Annotated in this window: 14 protein-coding genes and 2 pseudogenes; 7 read left to right on the forward strand and 9 right to left on the reverse strand. The window is 67.7% G+C overall.

Annotated elements, in window-relative coordinates:
* Positions 1-26 precede the first annotated feature (26 nt).
* The 8 genes from I53_RS00475 to I53_RS00515 all read right to left on the reverse strand — a co-directional run bounded on the left by I53_RS00475 (position 27) and on the right by I53_RS00515 (position 10,461).
* A complete protein-coding gene (locus tag I53_RS00475) occupies positions 27-1,013 on the reverse strand; it encodes an ABC transporter substrate-binding protein (protein WP_043345432.1) in 987 nt (328 codons plus the stop codon).
* Positions 1,014-1,153: 140 nt separating this feature from the next.
* Positions 1,154-2,419 carry an adenylate/guanylate cyclase domain-containing protein gene (locus I53_RS00480; protein WP_043345434.1) on the reverse strand — a complete coding sequence of 422 codons (1,266 nt, stop codon included), beginning with the start codon at positions 2,417-2,419 and terminating at the stop codon, positions 1,154-1,156.
* Positions 2,416-2,814, reverse strand: coding sequence for a response regulator (locus I53_RS00485; RefSeq protein WP_043345436.1), 399 nt, complete (start codon positions 2,812-2,814; stop codon positions 2,416-2,418). Before I53_RS00485 ends, I53_RS00480 begins: the two co-directional genes overlap by 4 nt.
* Positions 2,811-4,787 (reverse strand): ATP-binding protein, encoded by a 1,977-nt coding sequence (locus I53_RS00490; protein ID WP_251982165.1) that lies wholly within the window; start codon positions 4,785-4,787, stop codon positions 2,811-2,813. The genes I53_RS00485 and I53_RS00490 overlap by 4 nt, the downstream gene beginning before the upstream one ends.
* Positions 4,788-4,834: 47 nt before the next feature.
* Entirely contained in the window at positions 4,835-5,806 is a 972-nt protein-coding gene (locus I53_RS00495; RefSeq protein WP_043345438.1) for an ABC transporter substrate-binding protein, read from the reverse strand.
* A gap of 139 nt (positions 5,807-5,945) precedes the next feature.
* Complete coding sequence (locus I53_RS00500; protein ID WP_043345440.1) at positions 5,946-8,255, reverse strand: TonB-dependent receptor; 2,310 nt, start codon at positions 8,253-8,255, stop codon at positions 5,946-5,948.
* Between the two features lie 472 nt (positions 8,256-8,727).
* Positions 8,728-10,110 (reverse strand): PepSY domain-containing protein, encoded by a 1,383-nt coding sequence (locus I53_RS00510; RefSeq protein WP_043345446.1) that lies wholly within the window; start codon positions 10,108-10,110, stop codon positions 8,728-8,730.
* A 39-nt stretch (positions 10,111-10,149) separates the two neighbouring features.
* The gene (locus I53_RS00515; RefSeq protein WP_251982166.1) at positions 10,150-10,461 is read right to left on the reverse strand and encodes a hypothetical protein; all 312 of its coding nucleotides are present in this window, start codon (positions 10,459-10,461) and stop codon (positions 10,150-10,152) included.
* Between the two features lie 453 nt (positions 10,462-10,914).
* On the opposite strand from I53_RS00515, the gene I53_RS00525 reads away from it, so the two are divergent.
* The 7 genes and pseudogenes from I53_RS00525 (at position 10,915) to I53_RS00560 (ending at position 24,959) form a co-directional block, all read left to right on the forward strand.
* Complete coding sequence (locus tag I53_RS00525; RefSeq protein WP_043345452.1) at positions 10,915-12,126, forward strand: ABC transporter substrate-binding protein; 1,212 nt, start codon at positions 10,915-10,917, stop codon at positions 12,124-12,126.
* 132 nt (positions 12,127-12,258) lie between these two features.
* Positions 12,259-13,131 carry a branched-chain amino acid ABC transporter permease gene (locus tag I53_RS00530; RefSeq protein ID WP_043345455.1) on the forward strand — a complete coding sequence of 291 codons (873 nt, stop codon included), beginning with the start codon at positions 12,259-12,261 and terminating at the stop codon, positions 13,129-13,131.
* A gap of 38 nt (positions 13,132-13,169) precedes the next feature.
* Positions 13,170-15,218: a branched-chain amino acid ABC transporter ATP-binding protein/permease gene (locus I53_RS00535; RefSeq protein WP_051044590.1), complete on the forward strand. Its 2,049-nt coding sequence runs from the start codon at positions 13,170-13,172 to the stop codon at positions 15,216-15,218.
* Positions 15,211-15,932 (forward strand): annotated as a pseudogene (locus tag I53_RS00540) (ABC transporter ATP-binding protein). Before I53_RS00535 ends, I53_RS00540 begins: the two are co-directional and overlap by 8 nt.
* A 1,383-nt stretch (positions 15,933-17,315) precedes the next feature.
* Entirely contained in the window at positions 17,316-20,282 is a 2,967-nt protein-coding gene (locus I53_RS00550; RefSeq protein WP_374701282.1) for a PAS domain S-box protein, read from the forward strand.
* A 1,188-nt stretch (positions 20,283-21,470) separates the two neighbouring features.
* A complete protein-coding gene (locus tag I53_RS00555; RefSeq protein ID WP_043345459.1) occupies positions 21,471-22,520 on the forward strand; it encodes an Ldh family oxidoreductase in 1,050 nt (349 codons plus the stop codon).
* A 498-nt stretch (positions 22,521-23,018) separates the two neighbouring features.
* The gene (locus tag I53_RS00560; RefSeq protein ID WP_043345469.1) at positions 23,019-24,959 is read left to right on the forward strand and encodes a PAS domain-containing methyl-accepting chemotaxis protein; all 1,941 of its coding nucleotides are present in this window, start codon (positions 23,019-23,021) and stop codon (positions 24,957-24,959) included.
* A 388-nt stretch (positions 24,960-25,347) separates the two neighbouring features.
* Here I53_RS00560 and I53_RS34420 read toward each other — a convergent pair.
* Positions 25,348-25,597 (reverse strand): annotated as a pseudogene (locus I53_RS34420) (GntR family transcriptional regulator); the annotation flags it as partial.

A 25,597-nucleotide genomic window follows, 5' to 3' on the forward strand; every position in this document is an offset into this window, starting at 1 on the left:
ACCTCCGCCGACGATTCCGGCAGCCGCTACTCGACCAACTCGTCCACCTTCGCCATCAGCGAGGGCGAGATGGTCAGACCCAGGGTGGCGGCCGTCTTCAGGTTGAGCAGGGTGATGAAGCGCTCGCTCGCCTGCACCGGCAGGTCGCCGACCACCGCGCCGCGCAGGATCCGGTCGAGGTAGCCGGCCGCCCGCTGCACATCCTGCTCGACGCTGGTCGTGTAGGCGGCGAGGCCACCGAGGCGGACCGGCGCCGCATAGGCGTAGACGGCCGGGAGACGGTAGGCGGCCGCCAGGTCGACGATCCGCTGGCTGTACACGCCGGTCACCGCGTCCGGCAGCGCGATGAGGCCGCCCTTCGGCTGAGCGGCGAAGCCGGTGATCGCCGCCTCGATCTCGGCGGCGTCGTGCACGCCGGCGATCCGGGCGTCGATCCCGAGTTCGGGGCCGATCCGGGCCATCTCGGCCGTGTAGCCTGCGAGGCGCGCCCGGTAATCCGGGTTGATCAGGGCGAGGGCCCGCGTGACGCCGGGACTGAGTTCCTTCAGGAGTTGCAGCCACTTGCCGACGAGAATGAAGTCGAAGTTGGTGAAGCCGGTCAGGTTGCCGCCGGGCCGCGACAGGTTGGATACGAAGCCGCCGCCGACCGGATCCTGCAGCATCATGAAGACGACCGGAACCGTCGTGGTCGCCCGCTGGAGCGCCGTCGCGCCGACGACGCCCTGCGCAAGCACCACGTCGGGCTTGCGCGCCAGAATCTCCTCGGCCTGACCGCGCATCCGCTCGGCTTCGCCGTTGCCGTACTGCAGGTCGACGGCGAGGTTCTGGCCCCAGATCCAGCCGGCCCGATTGAGGCTCTCCTTGAGCGTGTCGACGATGACGGGACTGTCGGGATGCGCTTCGCCGTAGACCAGCAGGATCCCCAGGCGACGCTGACCCTTCGCCGGCCCGGCGGCGAGGGCCGGCCACGCGGCCGCGCCGCCGAGGCCCGCGATGACGTCGCGCCGTCTCATGCGCCGGTCTCCCGCCTTCACCCGTTCCGAGCCGCGCCGATCGGGAGGGGGTCCGATCGCGCGCCCGGGGATGGTAATAGGCGCTGCCTTAAGGCGGGGCTATCGCGGTTGCCGATGGGGATCCCGGCGGGGCGCGGAACTCAGCGGACCTCGACCCGGCTGCCGCTGCCGCCGTTCAGGAGGCGCTTCAGGTGGAAGGCCGCGACCCCGTCGTCGGGACGCAGCCCAACCAGGGCCGCGAAGGCCGCGAGGGCGCCGGCCTCCCCGGCATCGAGCTTCGCGTAGGCGTCCTGATACTGGGCGAGCGGTGCGTCGCCGTAGACCGCCTCCGTCAGGGGTTCGTAGGCGCGCAGGGCCGTCTGCTTGCCGCGCAGGAGGAGGTCGCCGAGGGGCCGGCCGCGGAACTGCCCGGCCCGGATCACCACGGCCTCGCTGACGCAGATCCGCGTTCCGAACGCCTTGTTGGCGTTCTCCAGACGGGCCGCCGTGTTGATGGTGTCGCCGTAGGCCGTGTAGTCGAAGTATCGGCCGCCGCCGAAATTGCCCACGATCGCCGGCCCGGCATGGACGCCGATCCGCGTCACGCCGATCTCGATCCCCCGCTCCCGCCAGCGCGCGCGGAACACCTCGGCCACCTGGTCGAGGGCCAGCGCGCAATCCACCGCCCGGGCCGCGTGGTCCGGTTGGTCCCCCGGCGCCCCGAACAGCACGTGCAGGGCGTCGCCGACGATCTTGGCCACCGTCCCCTCGTGGGCGAAGACCACGTCGGTCATCTCGGCGAAGTAGCCGTTGAGGATCTCGGCGAGCTGCGCCGGGTCGAGGCTCTCCACCAGGCTGGTGAAGCCGGCAATGTCGGTGAACAGGGAGGCCACGTCGCGCCGGTGGCCGCCGAGTTCCAGGCCCGATGCATCCCCCGCGAGCCGCTCGGCAAGGTTGGGCGAGAAGTACCGGGCCAGAGAGGCATGCGCCCGCTCGGCCAGCGATTGCCGCCGCCGCCCCTCGCGCAGAGCCTCGACATGCCTCAGCGTCCGCTCGATCGTCGTCTCGAGATCCACGAAGTCGATCGGCTTCGTCAGGAAGTCGAAGGCACCCCGGTTCATCGCCGTGCGGATGTTCGCCATGTCGCCATAGGCCGAGACGATGATGGTCGAGGGGCGCTCGGCAAGGTCCTGCAGCTTGGCGAGCAGCGTCAGCCCGTCCATGCGCGGCATGTTGATGTCGGACACGACCAGATCGACGTCGCGGTTGTCCGAGAGGCGGTCCAGGGCCTCCTGTCCGTCATGGGCGAACAGGAACGTGACGAGGCCCTGGCGGATCTGGCGGCGGAACTTCTGGGTGATCAGCGCCTCGAGATCCGGCTCGTCATCGACGACGAGGATCTTGGCGCTCGGCATGCCGGGGGTCATTCGGCCCCCGAGAGCGCGGAGAGGCGGCGGTCGATCTCGGCCTTCAGGACAGGGAAATCAATCGGCTTGGTGATCAGGCCCACCGCGCCGGCGGCGATGACCTTCTCGCGCGTCTCGGCATCGCCGTAGGCCGTGATCATGATCACCGGCACGTCGGGCCGGGCGGCGCGCACCCGCGGCAGCAATTCGAGGCCAGTCATCCCGGGCATGTTGATGTCGGAGAGCATCAGAATCAGGCTCGGATCGTTGGACCCGTTGATCCGGTCCAGGGCCTCCGTCGCCGAATGCGCGAAGCCCATCGCGAACCGTCCGGCGCGCAGCTCGCGGCGGAACTGCTGCCGGAACAGGTCGGTCACGTCAGGTTCGTCATCGACGACGAGGATCAGGACGTTCATGGCTGGCTCTCGGTCTCAGTCGCCGGCTGTGGAGGCGCAGCGGGCGCGGTCGTCGTGACGCTCTGGCGCGGCAGGGTGATGGTGAACTCGGTGAAGGCGCCCGGCTCCGTGGCGACGTCCACCGTCCCGCCGTGTTGCTTGACGAGGATGTCGTGGCTCAACGACAGTCCGAGCCCCGTTCCCTCGCCGGCCGGCTTCGTGGTGAAGAACGGATCGAACATCTTGGCCTTGACGCTGTCGGGGATACCGGTGCCGTTGTCGCGCACGCGGATCTCGATGCTGTCGCCCCGATCCCGGGTGGCGATCGACAGCGTCGGTTCGTAGCCCGGCTCCGCGCCGTCGGCCTTCTTCTCGGTGGCGTAGAATCCGTTCGACATCAGGTTGAGGAGGACCCGGGTGATCTCCTGGGGAAAGAGGTCGGCCGTGCCGGCGGCCGGATCGTAATCGCGCACGAGGGTCACGTTGAAGCTGGGTTTCGCCGCACGGGCTCCGTGATAGGCAAGATTCAGGCTCTCCTCGACCAGAGCGTTGACGTCCACCGGGCGATGCTCCCCGGACCCGGTGCGCGAGTGCAGCAGCATATTCTTGACGATCGAATCGGCACGCTTGCCGTGCTGGACGACCTTTTCGAGATTGCCCTTGAGAAGGCCGGTGATCTCCTCGACCTCCTCCCGCGTGCTCGGATCGAGCGAGGCGGGTTCGAGCACGTCCCGCAACTCCTCCACTAGCTCGTTCGAGAGCGATGCGAAGTTGTTGACGAAGTTCAGCGGATTCTTGATCTCGTGGGCGATGCCGGCGGTGAGTTGGCCCAGGGACGCGAGCTTCTCCGATTGCACGAGACGGCTCTGGGCTCTCTGAAGGTCATCGAGTGATTGATTGAGGTCGCGGGTCCGCTCCTCGACCTTGGCTTCCAAGGTCTCGTAGGATTCCTGGACGCGGCCCGCCATCGTGTTGAACCGGTGCGCAAGGGTCTCGATCTCGTCGCCGGTGCGGATCACGATGCGTTCCGAGAGGTCTCCGGATCCGAAGCGTTCTGCACCATCCTCCAGCTGTCGGATGGGAACGACCATGCGCCGCGCCAGAAAGGTTCCCGCCACGGCCGCCAGCAGCACGCCGAGGCCCATCAGGGAGGTGGTCTGGATGACGGATTCCAGAGCCGGCCCCATCGCGTCGCGCAGCGATTCCTGCACGAACACGATCCAGTCGACCCGCGGGATGGTGGCATGGGCCGCCAGCACCCAGCCGCCGTCGAGGCCGGTGGTGATCTCGTAATCCTGTCCCGCCATCCGGGATCCGGGCAGCGCCGCCGCGACCTCCGACAGACCGGACAGGTCGGTGTCACGCAGGACCAGACTCAGATCCGGGTGCGCGATCAGGCGTCCGGTCGCGGTCGTCACGAAGGCGTAGCCGTGCTCACCGACGTTGATCGCGCTGACCACGTCCCAGATCAGCTTCAGATTGACTTCCGCGACGGTCACGCCCGGGTCGCGGCCGGCATGGGCGACCGAGACCGTCATGTAAGGCTCGGAACCGCGCCGGAAATAGACCGGGCCGAACCAGGTCTTCTGGGCGATGGCCTGGGTGAACCGCGGAGAGGTCGAGAAATCCTTGCCGCTGCCTACGGCGTCGGGTTCGAGCCGCGACACCCGCAGCTGTTCCTTTCCGGCCGGATCGAGATAGGCGACCTCCGTGATCGCCGGCGCCTGGCGCAGCAGGCGAATGAAGTCGTAACGCTGCTGCTCGGGGGGGATCCGCCGCCACTCGGCGCGGGTCGTCCAGCCGATCTGGCTCTCGATTCCGGACAGGAAGGCATCGACGCGTTCGGCGGCCGCCCGCGCCTTGGTGCGCTGCGTCTCGATCGCCGTCCGCTTGGCGTCCTGATAGTTCAGGGTCAGGTCGACGGCCCCGTTGATAAGCAGGACCAGGCTGACGAGGCCCACGAAGGCCACCGCGAACTTGACCGACAGCGGCACGCGGAGCCACCGCGGGACCGTATCTCCGGTCGGTGGGGGAAGCGCCGTCACTCGACGATCTCATCGGCTTGGGCGAGAAGTGCCGACGAGATGTCCACGCCCATGCCGCGCGCGGATTTGAGGTTCACGATGAAGTCGAACTTCGTGGGCGCCTGGACGGGCAGGGTTGCCGGGTTCTCGCCGCGGAGAATGCGACCGACATAGGCCGCCGCCCGACGGACCGCCTCGGTCGGATCGGGACCGTACGACATCAGGCCGCCGCGATAGGCGAAGCGCCGGATGGCGAAGACCGTCGGGATCGTGTTGCGCGTCGTCAGCGCGACGATGCGATCGCCGTTGGCCTCGCTGAATGTCCCGGGCGCGACGATCAGCCCCCCGTGCCCCTGTCGCGCGAGATCTGCGATGACAGGATCGATGTCGGCAGTCTTCTCGACCTTTACCACCCTGGGTTCGATTCCCAGCGCGGACGCGGTGCTGCGGAACGGCTCGGCGTAGAGGTTCTTGCCCCGGATCTCGGTGCTCGGATTCGACAGGAGCGTGACGCGTCGGATGCTCGGCACGGCTTCCTTGAGGGCCGCCACCCATTTTCCACCCAGGGGCGCCTCGTAGAGGGTGAAGCCCGTGATGTTGCCCCCCGGGCGTTGGAGACTCTCCACGTACCCGAACCCGACCGGATCGGAGGCGCCGACGAACACGATCGGAATCGTTCGGGTCGCCGTCGCGACGGCCGAGAGTTGCGCATTCAGATAAGCGAAGATGACCGGCGGCCTTGCGGCGACGAGTTCGGTCGCCAGGATCCGCGTCCGCTCGGGGTCGGCACCGCCCCAGCGGTGATCGACGGGCTGATCCGGATGCCCCTGGTCGCGCAGGGCGGCATTGAACGCCTCCGCGAGCGCGCGACCTTCGTCATCGCTTTCCGTGAACGGCCAGAGCGCCGCCACGTGGGCCTGCGTCTGCGCTCCGGCGATGCGTGGCCATCCGGCCAGCGCCAATCCAGCGATTACGGTGCGCCGCCTCATCCGACCATCGCGCCAAGTCTCCGCCCACGGCCCGCGCCGCGCAGCCCGGACCGCGCGCATCGGCCCGGCCCCCGCGATCGATCGCCGGAGCATAGTGCAAGCTCGGCATTGACACCACGCGCCGGCCCGCCGGCAACGCTCAAAATGCTAGCCGCATCCCGCCGACGATGTTCCGTGGAGCCCCCGCGAAGATCGAGCCGGTCGTCGTCGCCAGCACCGCCGCCCCGTTCTGGAGGCCGGTCGTGGCGCTGATCCCGTTGGCGAGATTCTGCGCGGAGGCCACGTAGGTCGTATCGAACAGGTTGCGCACTTCGAGATAGACGCTGAGCCGCTTGGCGTATCCGCCGGTCAGGTCCGTGGCGTAGTGCAGGTTGGCGTTGACGATCGCATAGCCCGGCGCCTTCAGCGAATTGGCATTGTCGAGGTAGAAGTCGCCCTGAACCACCGTCTCCACGAAGGCTCCGAGACCGGCGAGCGGCCCGCTCGGCACGTCGTAGCCCAGGCGGGCCAGCAGCTGGTGGGCCGGAACGCCGGGAATCCGGTTCCCCGCCCGGTCGAACCGACGGCTCAGGCTGCCCGCGCTGAGCTGCTCGGTGTAGCGGGTGTAGATCTGGTCGTCGAACGTGTAGGCCAGGGTTCCGCGCCAGCCGGGCGCGAAGGCCCAGTCGGCGCCGACCTCGATCCCCCGATGCTCCGAGGCGGGCGCGTTGAACGTGTAGGCGAGGAGGCCCGCCCCCGGCGATTGCGTGACCAGCTCGTTGCGGAAGAACTCGTAGAAGCCGGTGACGCTGAAGCGAAGATCCGTCACCGGACTCCACTCTGCGCCGAGATCGAAGCCCAGATTTTCCTGCGTCTGGAGCTGGGTGTTGTTGCCCGGAAGTCCGGCGGGGGTGATGAACAGGTTGCTCGCGGCCGGCGTCGTATAGCCGGTGGCGACCCGGCCGCGCAGCGCCCAGGCCGGATCCGGCCGGTAGACCAGCGCCAGTTCCGGGGCGACGTTGAGAAAGGAGCGGTTCGCGTCCGCCACTGTCCGCGTCGCGCCGCTCGCCGCGTAGCTGTAGGCCAGGTTGCGGCCGGTGATGGACGTGCTCTCGGCGCTGAGGCCGAGAACGCCGGTCCATTGGTCCGACAGGGCGAGTTCGAGCCGCGCCCGGCCGCCGAGATTCGACTGCACCGCCGTCTGATCGCCGATCAGCGCCCCCAGGCGCGGGCCGTCATAGGGCGCCCGGTTGAACGTCGTGATGTGGTTGTCGATCGTGTTGTAGGCCAGCGCGACATAGCCGGTCGCCGGCAGACCGAACAGATCCCCCCGCCGGGTCAGGTCCGTCAGGAAATTCCAGGACGGATACGAGCCCCGCGACGATGTCTGGTAGAAGGGCTGATCGAAGTTGCGCTCGTCGAAGCCGAGCTGCGTGCGCCACGTGGTGAAGGCGTCGATGTCGTGCTCCCAGCGGGCCGCCACGATGGTCCGGCGGTCGTTGCGCCCGAAGCCGCCTTCATCCGCCGTCACCGGCACGGTCGCGCCGAAGGCTCCGTTCCAGAACAGGTTGAAGGTGGTGCAGCCGGCCGCCGCGCTTGCGGCGGCGGCGCAGCCGCGCTGGTACGGGTTGATCCGGTACTGGGCCAGGGACGAGCGGGCGGGAAGGTTGGCGTCGAGGGTGTTGTTGATCACCTTGAGGGTGAAGCGGTTGTCCGGGGTCGGGGTGTAGCTCGCGAGCAGATTGATGGTCTGCGTGTCATAGCTCGCATGGTCCTGATAGCCGTTGGCGCGGACGTCGCTCGCGAACAGGCTGATCTCGAACGGACCGCTGACGCCTCCGACGGTAAAGTAATTGCTGAGGTAGCCGAAGCTGCCGGCATCCACCCCGATCTCGTAGCCGTCGATCTCCCGCCCGGTCCGCGTCCGGAACGCAAGCGCCCCCCCGGTGGCGTAGTTGCCGAAGAGGGGCGATTGCGGCCCGCGGAACACGTCGATCCGGCTGTAGGCCCGCGGGTCCGTGAGGTCGAAGCGCGACGCCCCGTCCGGTTGGGTCAGGATGAAGCCGTCCTCCAGAACGACGGTGTTCTTGATCACGCCGGTGGAGCGGGCGTTGTTGCCGCGGATCGAGATCACCACGTCCCGGCCGCCATTGCCCTGCCGGACCGTGACGCCCGGGCTGTTCACCAGGACCGATCCGATGCTGGTCGCCGGCCGGTTCGCGATGGTGCCGTCCCGGCCGATGCCGGTGACGATCTCGCCCACCGGATGCTCGATGACCGAGGGGGCCGCGCCGGGGGGTGCGGCCACGCCGAAAGGCGGGGCCGTGGTCCGGCCCGCAGACGGCGCCGCTTCGCCCTCCACGGAGAGTTCGTCCAGCGTCACCGCGGTCTGGCCGAGGGCGGGGAGGGGGGTACCGGCAAGCAGAAGCGCGAGGGCGCGGCCGCGCAGGGCGGTCTGGTCGGGGGGCATCGGAGGACTCGTCTGATCGGTGGGGCAAGCGGCGGGGCCGCGGGCATGGGCAGGCGATCAGGCGAAACGGGGCGGCCCTCGCGGTTGGCCGGGAATGCGGTGGACCGAGACGATGGGCTTTGGGGGCGGGATCGGCCACGTCACCGCATGCCAGCGCAGGCGACGGGCGAGACCGACCGCCGTCGGAAGAAGCGGCGGGACGGCGCCGGCCCGACACAGCCCGCAGAGGCCGCAGCCCGTCAGTGCCGGCGCGTGCGGACCGATGGCGACTGCCGTCGCCTGATCCGGCCCATGCCCGCACAGGATCTGGCCGGGCAGCGCCCACGGCGCCTGCGCCATCCGGAGGGCCACGGCCGGTGCCAGCGCCTGGATCCAGAGCGCGCACACGATCAGCCCCGCGCCCAAAAGGCCCGGGCGCCGGCGCGTCAGACGAGAACGGGTCCGCACGGGCATGGCGCCCGTCCGCTCCGGATCAGCTCATCCCGCGCCTTCGGAGCCGATCCACGCCGAAGTCGAGACCGAGCATCCCGGCGATCGCGAGGCCGGTCAGCGGGAAAAGGATTCCGAGCCCGAGGATCATCAAGGTCGCGGTGACCCGCACCCGCCGGTTGTGCGGCCACGGCGGCACCCCGAGGCTGCCGGCTGGGCGCCGCTTCCACCACATCGTTCCGGCCGTCACGGCGAGCAGGATGGTGGCGAGGCAGAAGGCCAGCATCGCGAACTGGTTCGCGCGGCCCCAATGCTCACCCTTGTGGATCCCGATGCCGTATTGGATCGCCCGGCCGACCGGGCCGAGATCGGCGAAGCGGACGTCGACCAGCGGCCGCCCGGAATACTGATCGAGGGTGATCACCCGCTGCCGGGTGACGTCGCGCGGGTAGATGGCGGCGGCGTAGACCCCGTCGGCGCCGACGGGCAGCGCCAGCTCGAAGCCGTGGGGCATTCCCATGCGTCCGAGACTCGCGACGGCCTCGTCGAGTCCAATGCCCGCGCCCGCTGCGGCAGGCGGTGTAGAGCGCGGTATGGGCGCGTCCTGCAGGGTCCAGCCCGCATCCTCGAGCCTGTCGCGCAGGGGTATCGTGGAGACCGGCCGGTTCGCCCACAGCGCGGCCGGTTGGCCGAGGCCGGCGGCATTCGACCATGCGCGGAGCTGCTGCCCCCACCAGATCGACCAGGGCAACCCGGTGAGCGCGAGGAAGAGCAGACCGCCGCCGGCCACGAATCCGGTGACGGCGTGGAGATCGCGCCACCACACGCGCCGGCGGGGCGTGGCGCGAACGGTGACGACGCCGCCGCTCCGACCGCGGGGCCACCAGAGATACGTGCCCGTCACCACCAGGATGACCGCGAAGCCCGCGACGATCTCGATCACGGCATTCGCCAGCGGGCCGAGCAGGGCGAGGCTGTGCAGCCCCCGAACCACCGCCATGAACTCGCGATCGGAGTCGACGCGGTCGAGCACGTCACCGGTGTAGGGGTTCAGGTAGACTTGGATGCGGCGATCGCCCACCGCGACCGTTACGCGCGCGGCGGCGTCCGGGGCGGCGGGATCGACGTAGGTGACGGGCGCGCCGTCCGGCACCGTCTGCAGCGCATTGAAGATCAGGCGATCCGGGCCGAGCGGCGCCATCGCCTGGGGGGCGACCTTGGTCCGGTACGCGAACAGGCTGCCGTTGATCTCATCCTTGAACAGGTAGAGCGCGCCGGTCGCCGACAGGCTGATCAGGAAGGGCAGGCACAGAAGGCCCGCGTAGAAGTGCCAGCGCCAGACGGCCCGGTAGAAGGCGTCGCTGGACAGTCGTCCAGTAGCAGTCGCCCCGTACGCGGGGGCGCTGCCGTGCAGAACAATCGACATGAGGAGAGGTCCGGGCCTGAGCGATCGGGATCGGGATCGTCAGGCTGCGGGCGGACCTCGCGCGGTTCCGTTATAGGCCGGAGGTCCCGTCGTCGGGATCTCGGCTTCCGGGCGCCACGCACACAGCGAGGTCGGCGCGGAGGGCCAGGCCGCCGCCTCCGGATCGATGGGGGGCAGCGTCAGCGTCCCGGCCTGCACGACCGTGCAGCACGCATGGACATGCACACTCTTGCTCGCAGGCTCGCCCGACGAATGCCCGGCGCAGTGCACCTCGCCCGGACCGTCCAGGGCGCGGCTCGGTGTGGCGAGCCCCAGAAAGGCTTGAAGCAGCAGCGCGTAGAGCGCGACCAAGCCAATGATCGCGCGCCCTCTACCCGTTCGAGGCTGCCGCCGGCGCATGGGGCGATCTAGGCGGCCGGACTGCGGCGCGTCAATGCGCGGGTCCCATACGGCGCTGGACGCCCTGTGCATCGGCGACGACCGGGAGGGGCGCGCCCTGATGAGACCGCGCCGCATCCGCCCTGACGGCGTTGGGCTCGAGGCCCTGCGGACGCCGCAGAGCGCGCCCTGCCGGATGTCGGCGTCCTACGAGTCCGGTCGCCCTTTAATCCGCTCGCCCGGTCGGTAGGGCTGGATTCTTCTCCTGTGTTGCTCATCCTGCCGAGAGATCGGTACAATCTTTATTATTCGTTCTGGATTCATCAGAGCATCAGCTTGACGGCCCGACCTGAGTCAATGAGACGTCGTCGGCAGAGTGCCACGGTGAAGGGCATGCCGCGCGAGCGGGAGCTTGGAGAGGGAACGATGGTCTTCGCAGGTCGCGCAGCAGCTGCGGTGCTGTTCTTATCGATGTTGTCGGCCCCCGCATGGGCTGCGGATCCGATCAAGATCGGGCTGAGCGGTCCCTATACCGGGGGGTCGTCTTCGATGGGCGTCTCAATGCGCGACGGCGCCAAGCTCGCCGCTGCCGAAATCAACAAGGCCGGCGGTGTCCTCGGTCGGCCGATCCAGCTCGTCGAGCGCGACGACGAGGCCAAGAACGAGGTCGGTGCGCAAGTCGCGCAAGAGCTGATCAATAAGGAGAAGGTGGTCGCGACGGTCGGGTTCATCAACACCGGCGTCGCGCTCGCGGCCCAACGCTTTTACCAAGAAGCCGAAATCCCGGTGTTCAACAACGTTGCCACCGGGACGATCATCACCAATCAGTTCAAAGAGCCGGATTACGACTCGAACTACGTCTTCCGGAACTCGGCCTACGACGTGCTGCAGGCGGGCCTGATGGTCGATGAGGCCCTCGCGCAGGGCCATAAGAAGATCGCGATCCTCGCAGACTCGACCAATTACGGCCAGCTCGGCCGTGAGGATATCGAGAAGTATCTCGGCACGAAGGGCGTGAAGCCGGTCGCGGTCGAGAAGTTCAACATCAAGGACGTCGATATGACGGCCCAGCTGCTCAAGGCGCAGCAGGCCGGCGCCGAGGTGATCCTCGCCTACGGGATCGGGCCGGAGCTGGCCCAGATCGCCAACGGCATGGCCAAGCTCGGCTGGAAGGTGCCGATGATCACCAGCTGGCCGTCCTCGATGCAGAGCTTCATCGACATCGCCGGCGCGAACGGCAACGGCGTGGTCATGCCCCAGACGTTCATCGAGGACCAGACGCTGCCGAAGCGCAAGGCTTTCCTTGAGAACTACTACAAGACCTACGGCGTCACGAAGATCCCGACCCCCGTGGCCGGCGCCCAGGGCTACGATTCGATCTACCTCCTCGCCGCGGCGATCAAGCAGGCGGGCAGCACCGACGGCGCGAAGATCCGCACCGCCCTTGAGAACCTGAACGAGAAGGTCGAGGGCGTCGTCACCACTTACGACAAGCCCTTCACCGCCAAGGACCACAACGCCATCTCGCGCAACATGGTCGTGTTCGGGAAGGTGCAGGACGGCAAGATCGTCTACGCCAAGGATGAGGACGCCAAGAACGCCGGTGTCGTCCGCGTCAAGGAGAAGTCCTCGAACTGAGGTCCCGACGCCCGCGCCCACCCGGGCGCGGGTGCCCCAGAGTCCGGCGGCACTCCAGCCTGCCGGCACGTCGCATATCGGTCCCGCGGCGCGCGCCGCGCGGCCGGACGACCCTCCGGTGACAACGCATCCATGGCCATCCTGCTTCAGCTCATCGCCTCAGGCGTCGCGGTCGGCATGATCTACGCCGCCATCGCGTTCGGCTATCAGCTCACCTTCGCGACCTCGAAGACGCTCAATTTCGGCCAGGGCGAGGCGCTGGCGCTCGGGGCCCTGTTCGGCCTGACCCTGGTGCCCTTCGTCGGCTACTGGCTGATGATCCCCCTGGTCCTCGTCTTCGGCTTCGCCCTCGGGGCCGTGGTCGAGCGCCTGGGCGTGCGCCCGGCCGTGAAGATCAAGTCCGAATACGGATGGATCATGGCGACCATCGCCCTCGGCATCATCTTCAAGAACGTCGCCGAGAATGTCTGGGGCCGCGACGACCTGAAATTTCCCTCGCCACTCCCCGAGACTGCCCTCGAAGTGGGCGGCGTCCGCATCCTGCCGATGGAACTGCTGATCGTCGCGGGGGCGCTGCTGATGATGCTCGCGGTCGAGATCTTCAATCGCAAGTCGATCTGGGGGAAGGCGGTCGTCGCCACCTCCAACGACATCGACGCCGCCGGTCTGATGGGCATCAACACCCAGAAGGTGATCACCCTGTCCTATTCGATCAGCGCCATGACGGCGGCCTTCGCGGGCGTGCTCGTGGCGCCCGTGACGCTGACCGGGGCCACGATGGGCTCCGTGCTGGCGCTGAAGGCCTTCGCGGTGGCGATCATCGGCGGCCTCGAATCCGGCCTCGGCGTCATCGTCGGCGGCCTGATCCTCGGTGTCGCGGAGACGCTGACCGGCTTCTACATCTCGACCGGCTACAAGGATGTGCCGGGCCTGATCCTGCTCCTCGTCGTCCTCTCCATTCGCCCCGTCGGCCTGTTCGGCAAGGCGGTCATCAAGAAGGTCTGACCGTGACCGCCCGCGCATCTCTCCCGGCAGCCTGAGCCATGGCGCAGACCCTCGCCCCCGCCGACGCGCCCGTCCCGACCGCCGCGCCGAGCCTGTCCCGCCACGTGGGCGCCCTCGGCGCCGTGCTGCTGGTGGTCTGTCTCGCCGCCTTCCCGCACGTGGTGACGAGTTCGTATTACATCCACCTCGTGGTGGTGATCGCCATCTACGCGATCCTGATTCTCGGGCTCGACATCGTGGTCGGCTATACCGGACAAGTCAGTCTCGGGCATGCCGGCCTGTTCGGGGTCGGCGCCTACGCGGCCGCGGTGCTGTTCCTGCACTTCAAGCTCGGCGTGTGGTGGGGCATCCTTGCCGGGATCGGCGTGACCTCGGCCTTCGGCGTGCTGCTCGCCGTCCCGGCGCTGCGGGTCACCGGTCCCTACCTCGCCATGGTGACGCTGGCCTTCGGCACCATCATTCAGATCTTCATCAACGAGCTGACGCCCCTGACCAACGGCCCCCTCGGCATCACCCTGCCGCCGGCCCGCGTCCTCGACTTCTCGCTCCTCGGCCTCCAGGCCCCGTGGGGTGCAGCCGGGCGCAAGCTCGAATTCTACTACCTCGTCTGCGTCGCGCTGCTGGCCACAATCCTGGTCGTCAACCGGGTGGTGCGCTCTCCCTACGGCCGCGCCTTCGAGGCGCTGCGGGACTCGCCGATCGCCTGCGACTGCATGGGCGTCAGCGTCTACCGCTACAAGGTCTATGCCTTCGTGATCTCGGCAGCCCTTGCCGGTCTCGCCGGTGCGCTGTTCGCGTGGTCGGAGCGCTACGTGGCTCCGAACTCCTACGGCTTCGAGCTGACCGTGCTGTTCCTGCTTGCCGTCACGATGGGCGGGCGCAAATCCCGGGCGGGGCCGATCATCGGGGCCGCGATCGTCGTGATGATGCCCAACGTGCTGGCCGATATCGAGCTGGTGCGGATCATGGCGGGGCTCATCGCCCTTGCCGCCTTGATCGTGGGCGTCCTCGCTTTCCTCCGGCGCCGGGAGGACCGCTTCGCCCTGCTGGTGCCGGTCGGGCTCTGCCTCGCCTTCTTCCCGGCGACCCTGGCGCTCGAATCCGTGACCGACTTCCGCCTGACGGTCTTCGGTCTGATGATCCTGTTCGTGGTGTACTACCTGCCGGACGGGATCGTCGGCTTCGTCCGAGAGAAGATCCCGGCGCTCCGGCCGGCCCACACCGCCGAGGGCAAGAGCCTCCACGCCGAGGGGGCGGCGCTCAGCGTCCAGAGCGGCGGCCGGGGTGCCGACCCGCTGCTCACCGTCGAGCAGGCCCTGATGCAGTTCGGCGGCCTCAAGGCCCTCGCCGGCGTCGACCTCACGGTCCGGCCCGGCACGATCCACGGCCTGATCGGACCGAACGGTTCCGGCAAGAGCACGATGATGAACGTGCTGACCGGTATCTACCGGCCGACCGGCGGCAGCGTGACCCTGGCCCGCGGCCAAGGCTCGAAGCGCCTCGACGGGCGCACGCCCTCCGAGATCGCGGCGGCCGGCGTGGCGCGCACCTTCCAGAACGTGCAGCTCTTCCGGGAGATGACGGCGCTGGAGAACGTGCTGGTCGGGCTCCACCACAGGTTCCGCGGCACCCTGTTTGACGCGATCCTCGGCACGCCGCGCCGCCGTCGGGAAGAGCGCGAGCAGCGCGCCCGCGCCATGGCGATCCTCGACTTCGTCGGCCTGGGCGCCCTGGCGCAGGTGGAGGCCCGCAACCTGCCCTACGGCAAGCAGCGCCTCCTCGAGATCGGTCGCGCGCTCGCCCTCGATCCTGTCCTGCTCCTCCTCGACGAGCCCGCCGCCGGCCTCACCGCCCCCGACATCGCCGAGCTGACGGCGATCATCCGCAAGATCCGAGACGCCGGCATCACGGTGATCCTCATCGAACACCACATGGACGTGGTCATGGGCCTGTGCGACCGCGTCAGCGTCCTCGATTTCGGCCACAAGATTGCCGAGGGCAGCGCCCGCGAGGTCCAGGCGGACCCGAAGGTGATCGAGGCCTATCTCGGCAGCCCGGTCGCCGACGAGGAGTTGACCCATGCTTGAGGTCACGGGTCTGTCGGCCGGCTACGGCCAGGTCGAGGTGCTGCACGGCCTCGATTTCGCGGTCCCGAAGGGGCAGGTCGTGGCGCTGATCGGCTCGAACGGCGCCGGCAAGACCACCACGATGCGCGCCCTGTCGGGCATGATCCGCCCGCGGGCGGGTTCGATCCGCCTCAACGGGCGCGAGATCGGCGGCCTCGAAAGCCACGACGTCGCCCGGTTCGGCCTCGCGCACTCGCCGGAGGGGCGCCGCGTCTTCCCGACGCTCTCGGTGGAGGACAACCTGACCCTGGGCGCGTTTCCCCGGTTGACGGGGGCGCGGCCGAAGGGCGACGTCGCGGCCGACCGCGAGCGCGCCTTCGAGATGTTCCCCCGTCTGAAGGAGCGGCGCACGCAGCTCGCCGGCACCCTCTCGGGCGGCGAGCAGCAGATGCTCGCGATGGGCCGGGCCCTGATGCTGCGGCCCGAGATCCTCCTCTTGGACGAACGTCCATGGGCCTCGCGCCCAAGCTCGTGGAGGAGGTGTTCCGGATCATCCGCCTGCTCAAGGCCGAGCAGGTCACCATGTTGCTCGTCGAGCAGTTCGCCATGGCGGCGCTCGGCGTCGCCGACCACGCCTATGTGCTCGAGAACGGCCGGATCCGCTTCCAGGGGCCGGCGCAGCAGATGCGCAACGATCCGGCCGTCCGGGCGGCCTATCTCGGCGGCAGCCACTGAGACCGCCGCGAGACCCCCGGTGGCGGAGACCGATCCGCTCCGGGGGCTGACGCTTCGGGCGGGGCGCGATGCCGTTAATCTGGACCGTCGCGTTCTGCGAGCGTCGCCCTCGTGAAGGCCGGCGTGTCCTGCCCATGGCTCCGCGGAGACTGCCCAACGACGACATCCGTGCTCCAGCAGCCCGGCCACGCTTCGCTGTGGGGAATCGGACGCATGTACCGCCGGAGGGTCCCGCCGTTCCGGCTCTCGCCGGCCGACGCGAGCACGAATCAAGCATTGCCGGCCAGGAGATGCATCGTGGCTGCCCCTGCGCGGAGCCGGATGAAATGACTTGTCATTGATCATCCCTGCATTCGCGATCTCCGAACGCCGGTAACCTCCTGTGTCGCCCTGTCGTGGGGCTCCGGCAGCCGAGGGTGGCTGCCGATCGGGGAGGGCGGTCTGATGAGACGTCGCGTGTCGGCCCTCCTGATCCTTCCGGCATTCGCCTTTGCCGGCTCCGTGCAGCCGAGTGCGGGGTCGCCGGACGCGCCGGCCACCTTCGTCGAACCGATGGATGGCCCGCACCGTCATTGCTCCGGCTCCTGTATGAAGACGGGGGCCTTGCAATGGATCTGCCGGCGCGATCAGACCTGTTCCATCGATTGTGCGACGGCACCGCCGAAGATGCATTGTCACGACCCCGAGCCGCGGCGCCGGGCGCGCTGAGGCGAGACGGCGCGGCCTGGTTCGACCCAGCCGATGAGGCCTCCGAGGCCGCCGCTGACCAGGCGGGCGTGGCCTGCAGGGATGAGAAGGGTCATCCCGATGCCGCCGGGAACCGCGTGCCGAACCGGCATCCGCGTCCTCGCGCAGAGGTCTGAAGCTCGGCTGATCCCCAGGATTGTGGAAGCGCCGGTCGGAGCGGCTTGGTCACGCAGGGCGGCGTTCCGCTGGCGCATCGGGAAGGACGATCTTCGCTGGCGCCCGCGACCTGGCGGGGGCGGCAGGATCGGGAGATGGAGCGGGCGCACCACGCCGAACGGCATCGCCAGATCTCCGGCGCGCGACGACTCTCAAAGGTTGGCGATTGCGCCGCCGGTCAGCCGTCCATGGCTTTGACAACCTCGGCTCGCCATGAGACCGCTCTAGGGTGTTGGATGCACGAGCCTGTCGCGTGTCACGGCCAACACGGTGAACGGGCCTGCCTTCTCTCAGGGCGGCAACTGAAGGGTCGTTCGGCGCGCCGTCATGGCGGCGCATACGCGCGATCGTTCGGGCTCAACCGCGGAAGCAGTCCGCTCGGTCAATCCCTGAGGCCCCGTGAAACAGCGCCACGCCGTGATGCACAGAAGTTCGAACGTGACGATGTGCATCCCAGCCTGCCTGATGGACGGTGGCGCGATGGGCGCGCTCATGCGCGCGCACGACTGGGACGCCTCACCGCTCGGCGATCCCGCGACCTGGCCGCCATCCTTGACGACGCTGACAGGCGTCATGCTCGGTTCGAGGCAGCCGACCTTCGTCATCTGGGGGCCCGAGCGCAGGCTCCTCTACAACGATTCCTTTGTCGGGCTTCTCGGCGCCGCGCATCCGTCCGCGCTCGGTCGCGACTATCTCCAGGTCTGGCACGACCTCGGCGCCGAGCTTGGATCCTTCGTGGACGAGGCCTGCTCCGGTCGCTCCGTTGACACGGCCGCGTTCGAACACGTCGTGAGGTCGCCCGACGGGGGCCGGTTCTCGTTGTCCTACGTGCCCATTCGCGATCCGGCCGGGCGCGTGGATGGCCTGTGGGGCACCTGCACTGAGATCGCGGACCAACGGTTCGTCGAGGGGGAGCGGCAGGAGGCGGATGCGACGCTCCGCGAGAACGAGGAGCGACAATCGTTCCTGCTGGATCTGAGCGACGCGCTTCGGCCGCTGAACACGCCCACCGACATCGTCGAAGTGGCCGCCCGGCGTCTGGGCGAGCGGGTCGGTGCGAGCCGCGTGTTCTACGCCGAGATCGCCGGCAGCCTGATGACGGTCGAACGCGAGTACGTCCACGGCGTCGGCTCGATCATCGGCGAGCACTCGCTGGCGGCGTTCGGCCCGGATCTGCTGGCAGCCTACCGCGACGGCGTGGTCGTCGCGGTCGACGACGTGCCCTCGGACCCCCGGTTCACTGTCGAAGCCCGGGCGGGCTTACGGTCACGCCAGGTCGGCGCCTTCGTCGATGTCGTTCTGTTTCGGGGTGACGAATGGGTCGGCCTGCTCGCGGTGCAGAGCGCGACCCCGCGCGCCTGGACGCCCGCGGAAGGCAACCTGATCCGGGAGGTCGGCGAGCGCGTCAAGGCTGCCACCGAGCGGGCCCGTGCCGAAGTGGCGCTGCGCGAGAGCGAGGAGCGTTTGGCGGCGATCTTCTCGGCTGCGTCCGTCGGCCTGTCCGAAGTGGATGCGAGCGGCCGCTATCTTCGGGTCAACACGGAGATGTGCCGTATTCTCGGACGGTCCGCAGACGAGGTTCTCTCGGTCGGCGTCGCGGATGTGACCGATCCAGCCTATATCCCGCAGAGCTTGGCGACGATCGCGCAGGCGTTCGAGACCGGGCACAGTTCCGCCCTCGACAAGCTCTACTGTCGTCCCGACGGCACGTCCATCTGGGCGAGCAGCAGCGTCAGACGTCTCGACGATGGGCAGGGCAGGTTCAAGAACCTGCTGGTCGTCACGGCGGATCTCAGCCATCGCCGGGAGGCGGAGCAACGGCTGGCCGAAAGCGAGCGCCGCCTACAGCTTCTCAACGAGACGCTCGAACTTCAGGTCTCGGAGCGCACGGCCGAGCGCAATCTATTGGCCACGATCGTCGAAAGAACCGACATCATGGTGATGGCGTCGGATCTCAACTACAACATCCTGGCCATCAACAAGGCGAATGCGGACGAGTTCGAGCGCATCTATGGCGTACGGCCGAAGGTCGGCGACAACATGCTCGACCTTCTGGCCGATCAGCCTGAACACCAGGCGCAGGTCAAAGCGGGTTGGGGACGCGGGCTGGCCGGCGAGGAGATCACCCTCGTCCAGGAGTTCGGCGATCCCAGACGCGTCCGCCCCGCCTATGAGATCAGTTTCCGCACCCTGCGCGGTGCGGATGGCGAGCGCACGGGCTGCTATCAGTTCGTCATGGACGTGACGAAGCGGTTACGCGATCAGGCCGAGCTGGTCCTGGCCCAGGAAGCCCTCCGCCAATCCCAGAAGCTGGAGGCGGTCGGCCAGCTTACGGGCGGAGTGGCGCACGACTTCAACAACCTTCTGACCATCATCCGCTCATCCGTCGATTTTTTGCGTCGGCCCGATCTGCCGGAGGTCCGCAAGCGCCGCTACCTCGACGCGGTCTCCGAGACGGTCGACCGGGCCGCCAAGCTGACCGGCCAACTCCTCGCCTTCGCGCGCCGTCAAGCGCTGAAGCCGGAGGTGTTCAGCGCCGGGCAGCGGGTGAGTGCGATCGCCGACATGCTCGACACGCTGACCGGCGCACGCGTGCAGGTTCTGATCGAGGTGCCGGACACCGCCTGTCATGTACGGGCGGATGTGAGCCAGTTCGAAACGGCCCTGGTCAATATGGCCGTCAACGCCCGCGATGCCATGGACGGCGAAGGCACGCTCATCCTCCGGGTCACCGGGGGGGCGGCGCTGCCGGCTGTTCGCGGCCATGCAGGGTGCGAGAAGCCGTTCGTGGCGGTCTCCCTGACCGACACGGGGACCGGCATTTTGCCGGACCGGATCGAGCGGATCTTCGAGCCCTTTTTCACCACGAAGGAGGTTGGTCGAGGCACGGGTCTCGGGTTGAGCCAAGTCTTCGGTTTCGCCAAGCAGTCGGGCGGCGACGTGGATGTCCGGAGCGTCGTCGGCCGGGGCACCACATTCACGCTCTATCTACCCGAGGTGGCTGCGTGCGATCTGTCGTCCAGTGAGCGCATCCAGGAAATGGGGCTGGCCCCGCTGGGCTCGGGTCAACGCATCCTGGTCGTCGAGGACAATATCGGAGTCGGCCAGTTCGCGACCCAGATCCTGGAGGATCTGGGCTACCGGACGGCATGGGCCGGCAATGCCGAGGAAGCGTTGGACCGGCTGGGTCGCGACGGTGACGGGTTCGATCTGATCTTCTCCGACGTGGTCATGCCGGGCATGGGCGGCGTCGCGCTGGCGCGTGAGCTGCAGCAGCGGTGGCCGGATCTGCCGGTGGTCCTCACGTCGGGGTACAGCCACGTGCTCGCCCAGGAAAGCGACCACGGATTCGCGTTGCTGCACAAACCCTATTCGGCCGAGCAACTCGGGCGCATCCTGCACCAAGTCCTCGGCGTGCGGTCCAAGCTCACGGCCCCGGCCGCCTGACGGCAGACGCGGTCAGGGAGTACGCGCGGTTTTGCGGGGGACCCTCGATGCGCTGCTGGTTGGTCGCTCGCAGGTGGGCACCACCGAATCCGTGAAGCGGAGGCCAAGCGCCGACGATCGTCTTCCCGGCCGGGGCGTCCCTAAGCGCAACGGTCGCCCTGCGCCGAGGGGAGGAATGCGGGGTGGATGCAGGGCACCGTCACAGGTTGGCATAGGTCTCACGGCCGCGCGGGCTGCGGCCGACGGGCCCCGCGGTGTCAGGCCGAGCTTGGTCGGCATTGCTTGTTCTAACGGGCTTCCGCTCCTCAGAGCGCAGGGCTTTTGCGCGGCCGGGACCGGCGATCTGACCATTTGATGAGTGTGCCTGAGAGCGCCGTCACGGATACGGTGCCTGTTGGCTGCTCAGAAGGGGCGTTTGCCGGGGAGACCCGACTGCGCCTGCGATTGGCCACGCTCGATTGGCGATGCGTGTTACCGAGGCGAGAAACAGCGCAGCTTGAGACCATCACCGGGCCGCGCAAACGCGATGTCATGCGTCCGGTCGGTCCGGCCAACGGGCCAGTCCAATCTCAGTCTAAAGCGTAAACTACGGAGCGGTGACAGGTGGCTGGGGGACCTGGATTCGAACCCGACGTGCGCCGCCTGAATATCCCTAGTTATCCCAACGCTTTAGGTCGGTACCGCTGTCCCCTTGTGTAACACCCTGGTGATACACAGCGTCAATCAAAATATCGCCGCAGACGGTGGGAGCCCATAGTTAACCGCGGTGGCCGCACCACGGTGAAGGGGAGGGGGCTGCCGAAGCCTCTCAGCACGCCTGCAAAGACGAGGCTCGACGGATGAAGACGGCTATGCGCGCTGAAGCCGACATCAGGCTCATGGCGCCTGGATCGCCGCTATCGACCCTTTGCGCAAGCTGGGAGCGTCCGCTCCCAGGCGGTTTAATGGGCCAAGTTCGGCAGCTCCTGGCCGAAAGCCGCTGGTCCGCTTCGGAGCAGATTCGCCGGAAAACCGGACGAGCTCCTAACGACCCAATCCAGCCGCCTGGACCGCCATCGCAACTTCCCAGAAGCGGCCGTCCGTCAGCCCTCCGGCAACTTCGGCTCGGGTTGGTAAGCCGTCATCGGGCCGCTGCCCCAAAGCCGACATTTACACTCGCTTCTCTCGCCGAGATTTCAGGAGCGACTTATGGCAAGCGCCACACGCATTCCCGCCGACAAGCTGCTGGACTTCGCCAGCGCGGTCTATGCTGCGGCCGGCATGCCGGAGCCCGATGCGCAGCTCGCCGCCGACACACTAGTCCAAGCCGACTTATGGGGGCACCAATCGCACGGGGTCATGCGGCTCTCCTGGTATACAGCGCGGCTGAAGGCGGGCGTTTGCGCTCCGGTCGCGCGCCCTGAGACGGTGGTCGATGCCGGCGGTCTCGCCGTGATCGACGGTCACGACGGAATGGGGCAGGTGCTCACCGCCCATGCCATGCGGGAGGCGATCCGCCGGGCGAAGGCGCACGGGGTCAGCGCGGTCGCCCTACGCAACTCCGGGCATTTCGGGACGGCCCTTTACTTTACGCTGATGGCCGCGCGCGAAGGTTGCGTGGCGTTCCTATCGACCAACGCCAGCCCGGCGATGGCACCGTGGGGGGGCCGCAAGAAGACGGTGGGCACAAACCCGTGGTCCTGGGCCTGCCCGGCCGGCTCGCACGCGCCGATGGCGCTGGACATCGCCAATACCGGAGTGGCGCGGGGCAAGGTCTACCTGGCCAAGCAGAAGGGCCAGCCGATCCCGGAGGGGTGGGCCCTCGATGCGGCCGGTAGGCCGACGACCGACCCGGCGGCGGCCATCGACGGGATCATCCTGCCGATGGCCCAGCACAAGGGCTACGCCATCGCGCTGATGATGGACATGCTCTCGGGCGTGCTCACCGGCAGCGCCTTCGGGCCGCGGGTGACCGGCCCCTATCAGACCGAGCACCGTAGCGGGGCGGGGCAGTTGATGATCGCGATCGACATCGCCCAGATCCAGCCGCTGGCGGAGTTCAACACGCGCATGGACCAACTGATCGCTGACTTGAAGTCCGTGCCGCTGGCGCAGGGGTTCGATGAGGTCTTCTATCCAGGCGAGATCGAGGCCCGCAACGCAACGCGGAACCGCGCCGAGGGCTTGGCCCTGCCCGACGACACCCTCGCCGACCTGCACCGGCTCGCCGAAGGAACCGGGCTTACTTCTAGATGGTAAGGAAGGATCGTCAGAAGCGGTCCATCCCCCCTTCGGCAGTGGGTCTTGAACGGGCGCGTTGGTAGTGTCCGCTCTTACTGCATGGCCACCCGAAAGCGGGCTGGCGGAAAACCGCCCCGAGCGGACAGTCCGGTAGCGACCCAACCCAGCCACTCGGACCACCGTCGGCGCCGCCCAAAAGCAGCCATCCAGCGACTGTCATGACACTTCCGACCGGCATGGTGGAACGAGCAACCTGGCGAGCCTGATCCTCAGGGAGCCCAGCGAGTTCGTCATCCAGTGCGGCATCTACCCGAAGATGAAGCTTGCCCTCCACATTCACTAGATTGCTACTATTGGTTGTTATACGGGGCGGCAAAGTTGTGGCGGGTGCGATCAAGCGTCTCATCGCTTGCGTGACGCCCGCTTAACCAAATTCCCCCTTTCATCGCACTCGTGCCGTCGTGGCACGTGGAGACATCTGCGGTGCCGCTCTTCGACGCCAACCTGCGTGCCTTGATGGCGGCTATCGACAAGTCTAGGGCTCGGATCGAGTTCGCCCCTGATGGGACCGTTCTCGCCGCCAACGACCTGTTCCTCGTTCTGATGGGCTACAGCCTTGCGGAGGTGAAGGGGCAGCATCACACCTTGTTCGTCCCAGCAGCTGAGCGTGACGGCGAGGCATACCGCACGTTCTGGGCCGCCCTGCGGCGTGGCGAGGCGCAGACACACGAGTTCAAGCGCATCGCCAAGGACGGTCGTACCGTCTGGATCCAAGCAACGTACAATCCCGTGCTCGACCGCAACGGGCGCGTCGCGCGGATCGTCAAGCTCGCCACGGACGTCACGGCGCAGGTGCTGCGCAACATCGATCATGATGGACAGCTCGATGCCTTGCACCGATCGCAGGCAGTGATCGAGTTCACCCTCGACGGCACAATCCTGACCGCCAACCAAAACTTCCTCGACGCCGTCGGCTATAGTCTGGATGAGGTGAAGGGCCGCCACCACGGCTTGTTCGTCGAGGCCACCGAGCGGGCGGGAACGGGGTATCGCGAATTCTGGGCGCGCCTCGCGCGTGGAGAGTTCGCCTCAGGCGAGTACCGGCGCATCGCCAAGGGAGGTCGCGAGGTGTGGATCCAGGCGACCTACAATCCGATTCGGGATCGAAACGGCCAGCCGGTGAAAGTGGTCAAGTTCGCAACCGACATCACGGCGCAGAAGTTGCAGACCACCGACGCGACGGGGCAGCTCGCCGCCGTCAATCGGTCACAAGCGGTGATCCAATTCGCCCCCGACGGAACGGTGCTCGATGCCAACGCGAACTTCCTCAAGGCAGTTGGCTATCGGATCGAGGAGATCCGAGGGCAGCACCACGCCATGTTCGTCGAGCCTGGCTACGCGAAGACGTCGGAGTATGCAGCATTCTGGGACCGGCTGCGGGCGGGTGAGTTCGCCACCGGCATGTTCCAGCGCTTCGGCAAGGGCAATCGGAATGTCTGGATCCAGGCGAGCTACAACCCGATCTTCGACCCGAACGGCCGGCTGACCAAGATCGTCAAGTACGCCACGGACGTGACTGCCAACATGGACGCCCGCTCGGTCGCCATAGAGGCGGCCGAGGAGACCATCGACAACGTCCAGGCGGTCACCGACGCGGCCGAGACCATGAACGCCGCTGCGTTGGAGATCTCGCGCAGTATGGCGCAGTCGAAGACCGTCGTCGACGACATCCACGGACGTGCCGGCGAAGCCAATGCCGCCACGGAACGCCTGCAGGCCGCCGCCAGCGCGATGGACGGCGTTGGGGCTGTGATCGCGGGCATCGCCCAGCAGATCAACTTGTTGGCCCTGAACGCGACGATCGAGGCGGCACGGGCCGGATCGGCCGGCAAGGGCTTCGCCGTGGTTGCGACTGAGGTGAAGGAGCTTGCCAGTCAGGCGGCCGCGGCTACAGCCCGGATCAGCGGAGAGGTCGCCGGCATGCAAGCCGTGTCGTCCGAGGTGGCGGCCAACCTGACGACCATCACCGCGGCGATCGATACGATCAGCGCCTACGTCGACGGGGTCAGTGGCTCGATGGACGAGCAGACGCGTGCGACGGCGGAAATCCTGACCAGCATGCGCCAGGCGGCCAGTGGTGTATCGAGCATCAGCACCAGCCTGGACAACTGGACCGTCGGCATGGAGGAGCGGCGCAACGAGCGCCGGACCCGCGTCTTGCTTCCAGCGACCATCAACGTGCCTGGCGGCGGTTCGATCGCTTGCTCGATCCGCGATCTCTCGAACGGCGGCGCACGGCTCCATGTCCGGATGCACGCTCAGGTTCCGGATCGGTTCGACCTGACCGTCGATGCCGACGGGCGGCGGTATAGCTGTGATATCCGGCACCGCTCCGGTACCAGCATCAACGTGCAGTTTCGCTCGGCCATCCCAGATGCGATGACACGCGTGGCGTGATGGTTCGGCGAGAGCCGCTTACTCGGCTTTCGCTTCAACGGATCAGGCGACACGCTGCCCCCTTCGCTTCCATCGCAACTCCAGGCAGGTGTGAGCGACGGGTCGAAACCCGCGCACGAGACCGGGGTCGAGCCGCCTATCATGTTCTCCAGGATGGCGTAGGCCTTCGCTGTTTCCATGCACGTCGGATTGCAGACTTTGAACCGGTTCACCGTGTCTGCTTCAGCCAGTTTGCGTCTCCAGAGCGGATCGTCGCAAAACCACCCTGTCCAGTCATTCTGCACCCGACTCAACTAAGTCATTCACATACAGCCATGCGGATCCCGAAAGCGGACGCATGTTTCGCGGTGTCACGATGCGTCAAAGGCTTTACTGCGCTGATCAGAGCCTATCGCTCGACTTTCTGCCGTGTCGAAACCCGACCCCCATTCAGCCTGCGCAACGATACCTGAAGACGCGCTTCCGATGCTTTGATCTCACTTAGGGCGTGGTGCGTGTAGTGAACGTGCGCCTCAGCGGCATTGGCGGCTTCCTCCGCATTTCCGGGCATCACGCTCTCGAAGATCGCCCGATGTTGCGCACGCAGTTGGTCGCGCGTCTCCGGACGGGAGAACAAGGTCTCGCGGTTCTCGATCACA

It is taken from the genome of Methylobacterium sp. B1 (assembly GCF_000333255.1).
Classification (GTDB): Bacteria; Pseudomonadota; Alphaproteobacteria; order Rhizobiales; family Beijerinckiaceae; genus Methylobacterium; species Methylobacterium fujisawaense.

Excerpts from the sequence above, each read along its gene's own strand:
- I53_RS00475 (WP_043345432.1), bottom strand. The coding sequence starts at position 1,013 with ATGAGACGGCGCGACGTCATCGCGGGCCTCGGCGGCGCGGCCGCGTGG.
- I53_RS00480 (WP_043345434.1), bottom strand. The coding sequence starts at position 2,419 with ATGACCCCCGGCATGCCGAGCGCCAAGATCCTCGTCGTCGATGACGAG.
- I53_RS00485 (WP_043345436.1), bottom strand. The coding sequence starts at position 2,814 with ATGAACGTCCTGATCCTCGTCGTCGATGACGAACCTGACGTGACCGAC.
- I53_RS00495 (WP_043345438.1), bottom strand. The coding sequence starts at position 5,806 with ATGAGGCGGCGCACCGTAATCGCTGGATTGGCGCTGGCCGGATGGCCA.
- I53_RS00500 (WP_043345440.1), bottom strand. The coding sequence starts at position 8,255 with ATGCCCCCCGACCAGACCGCCCTGCGCGGCCGCGCCCTCGCGCTTCTG.
- I53_RS00510 (WP_043345446.1), bottom strand. The coding sequence starts at position 10,110 with ATGTCGATTGTTCTGCACGGCAGCGCCCCCGCGTACGGGGCGACTGCT.
- I53_RS00525 (WP_043345452.1), top strand. The coding sequence starts at position 10,915 with ATGGTCTTCGCAGGTCGCGCAGCAGCTGCGGTGCTGTTCTTATCGATG.
- I53_RS00530 (WP_043345455.1), top strand. The coding sequence starts at position 12,259 with ATGGCCATCCTGCTTCAGCTCATCGCCTCAGGCGTCGCGGTCGGCATG.
- I53_RS00535 (WP_051044590.1), top strand. The coding sequence starts at position 13,170 with ATGGCGCAGACCCTCGCCCCCGCCGACGCGCCCGTCCCGACCGCCGCG.
- I53_RS00550 (WP_374701282.1), top strand. The coding sequence starts at position 17,316 with ATGGGCGCGCTCATGCGCGCGCACGACTGGGACGCCTCACCGCTCGGC.
- I53_RS00555 (WP_043345459.1), top strand. The coding sequence starts at position 21,471 with ATGGCAAGCGCCACACGCATTCCCGCCGACAAGCTGCTGGACTTCGCC.
- I53_RS00560 (WP_043345469.1), top strand. The coding sequence starts at position 23,019 with ATGGCGGCTATCGACAAGTCTAGGGCTCGGATCGAGTTCGCCCCTGAT.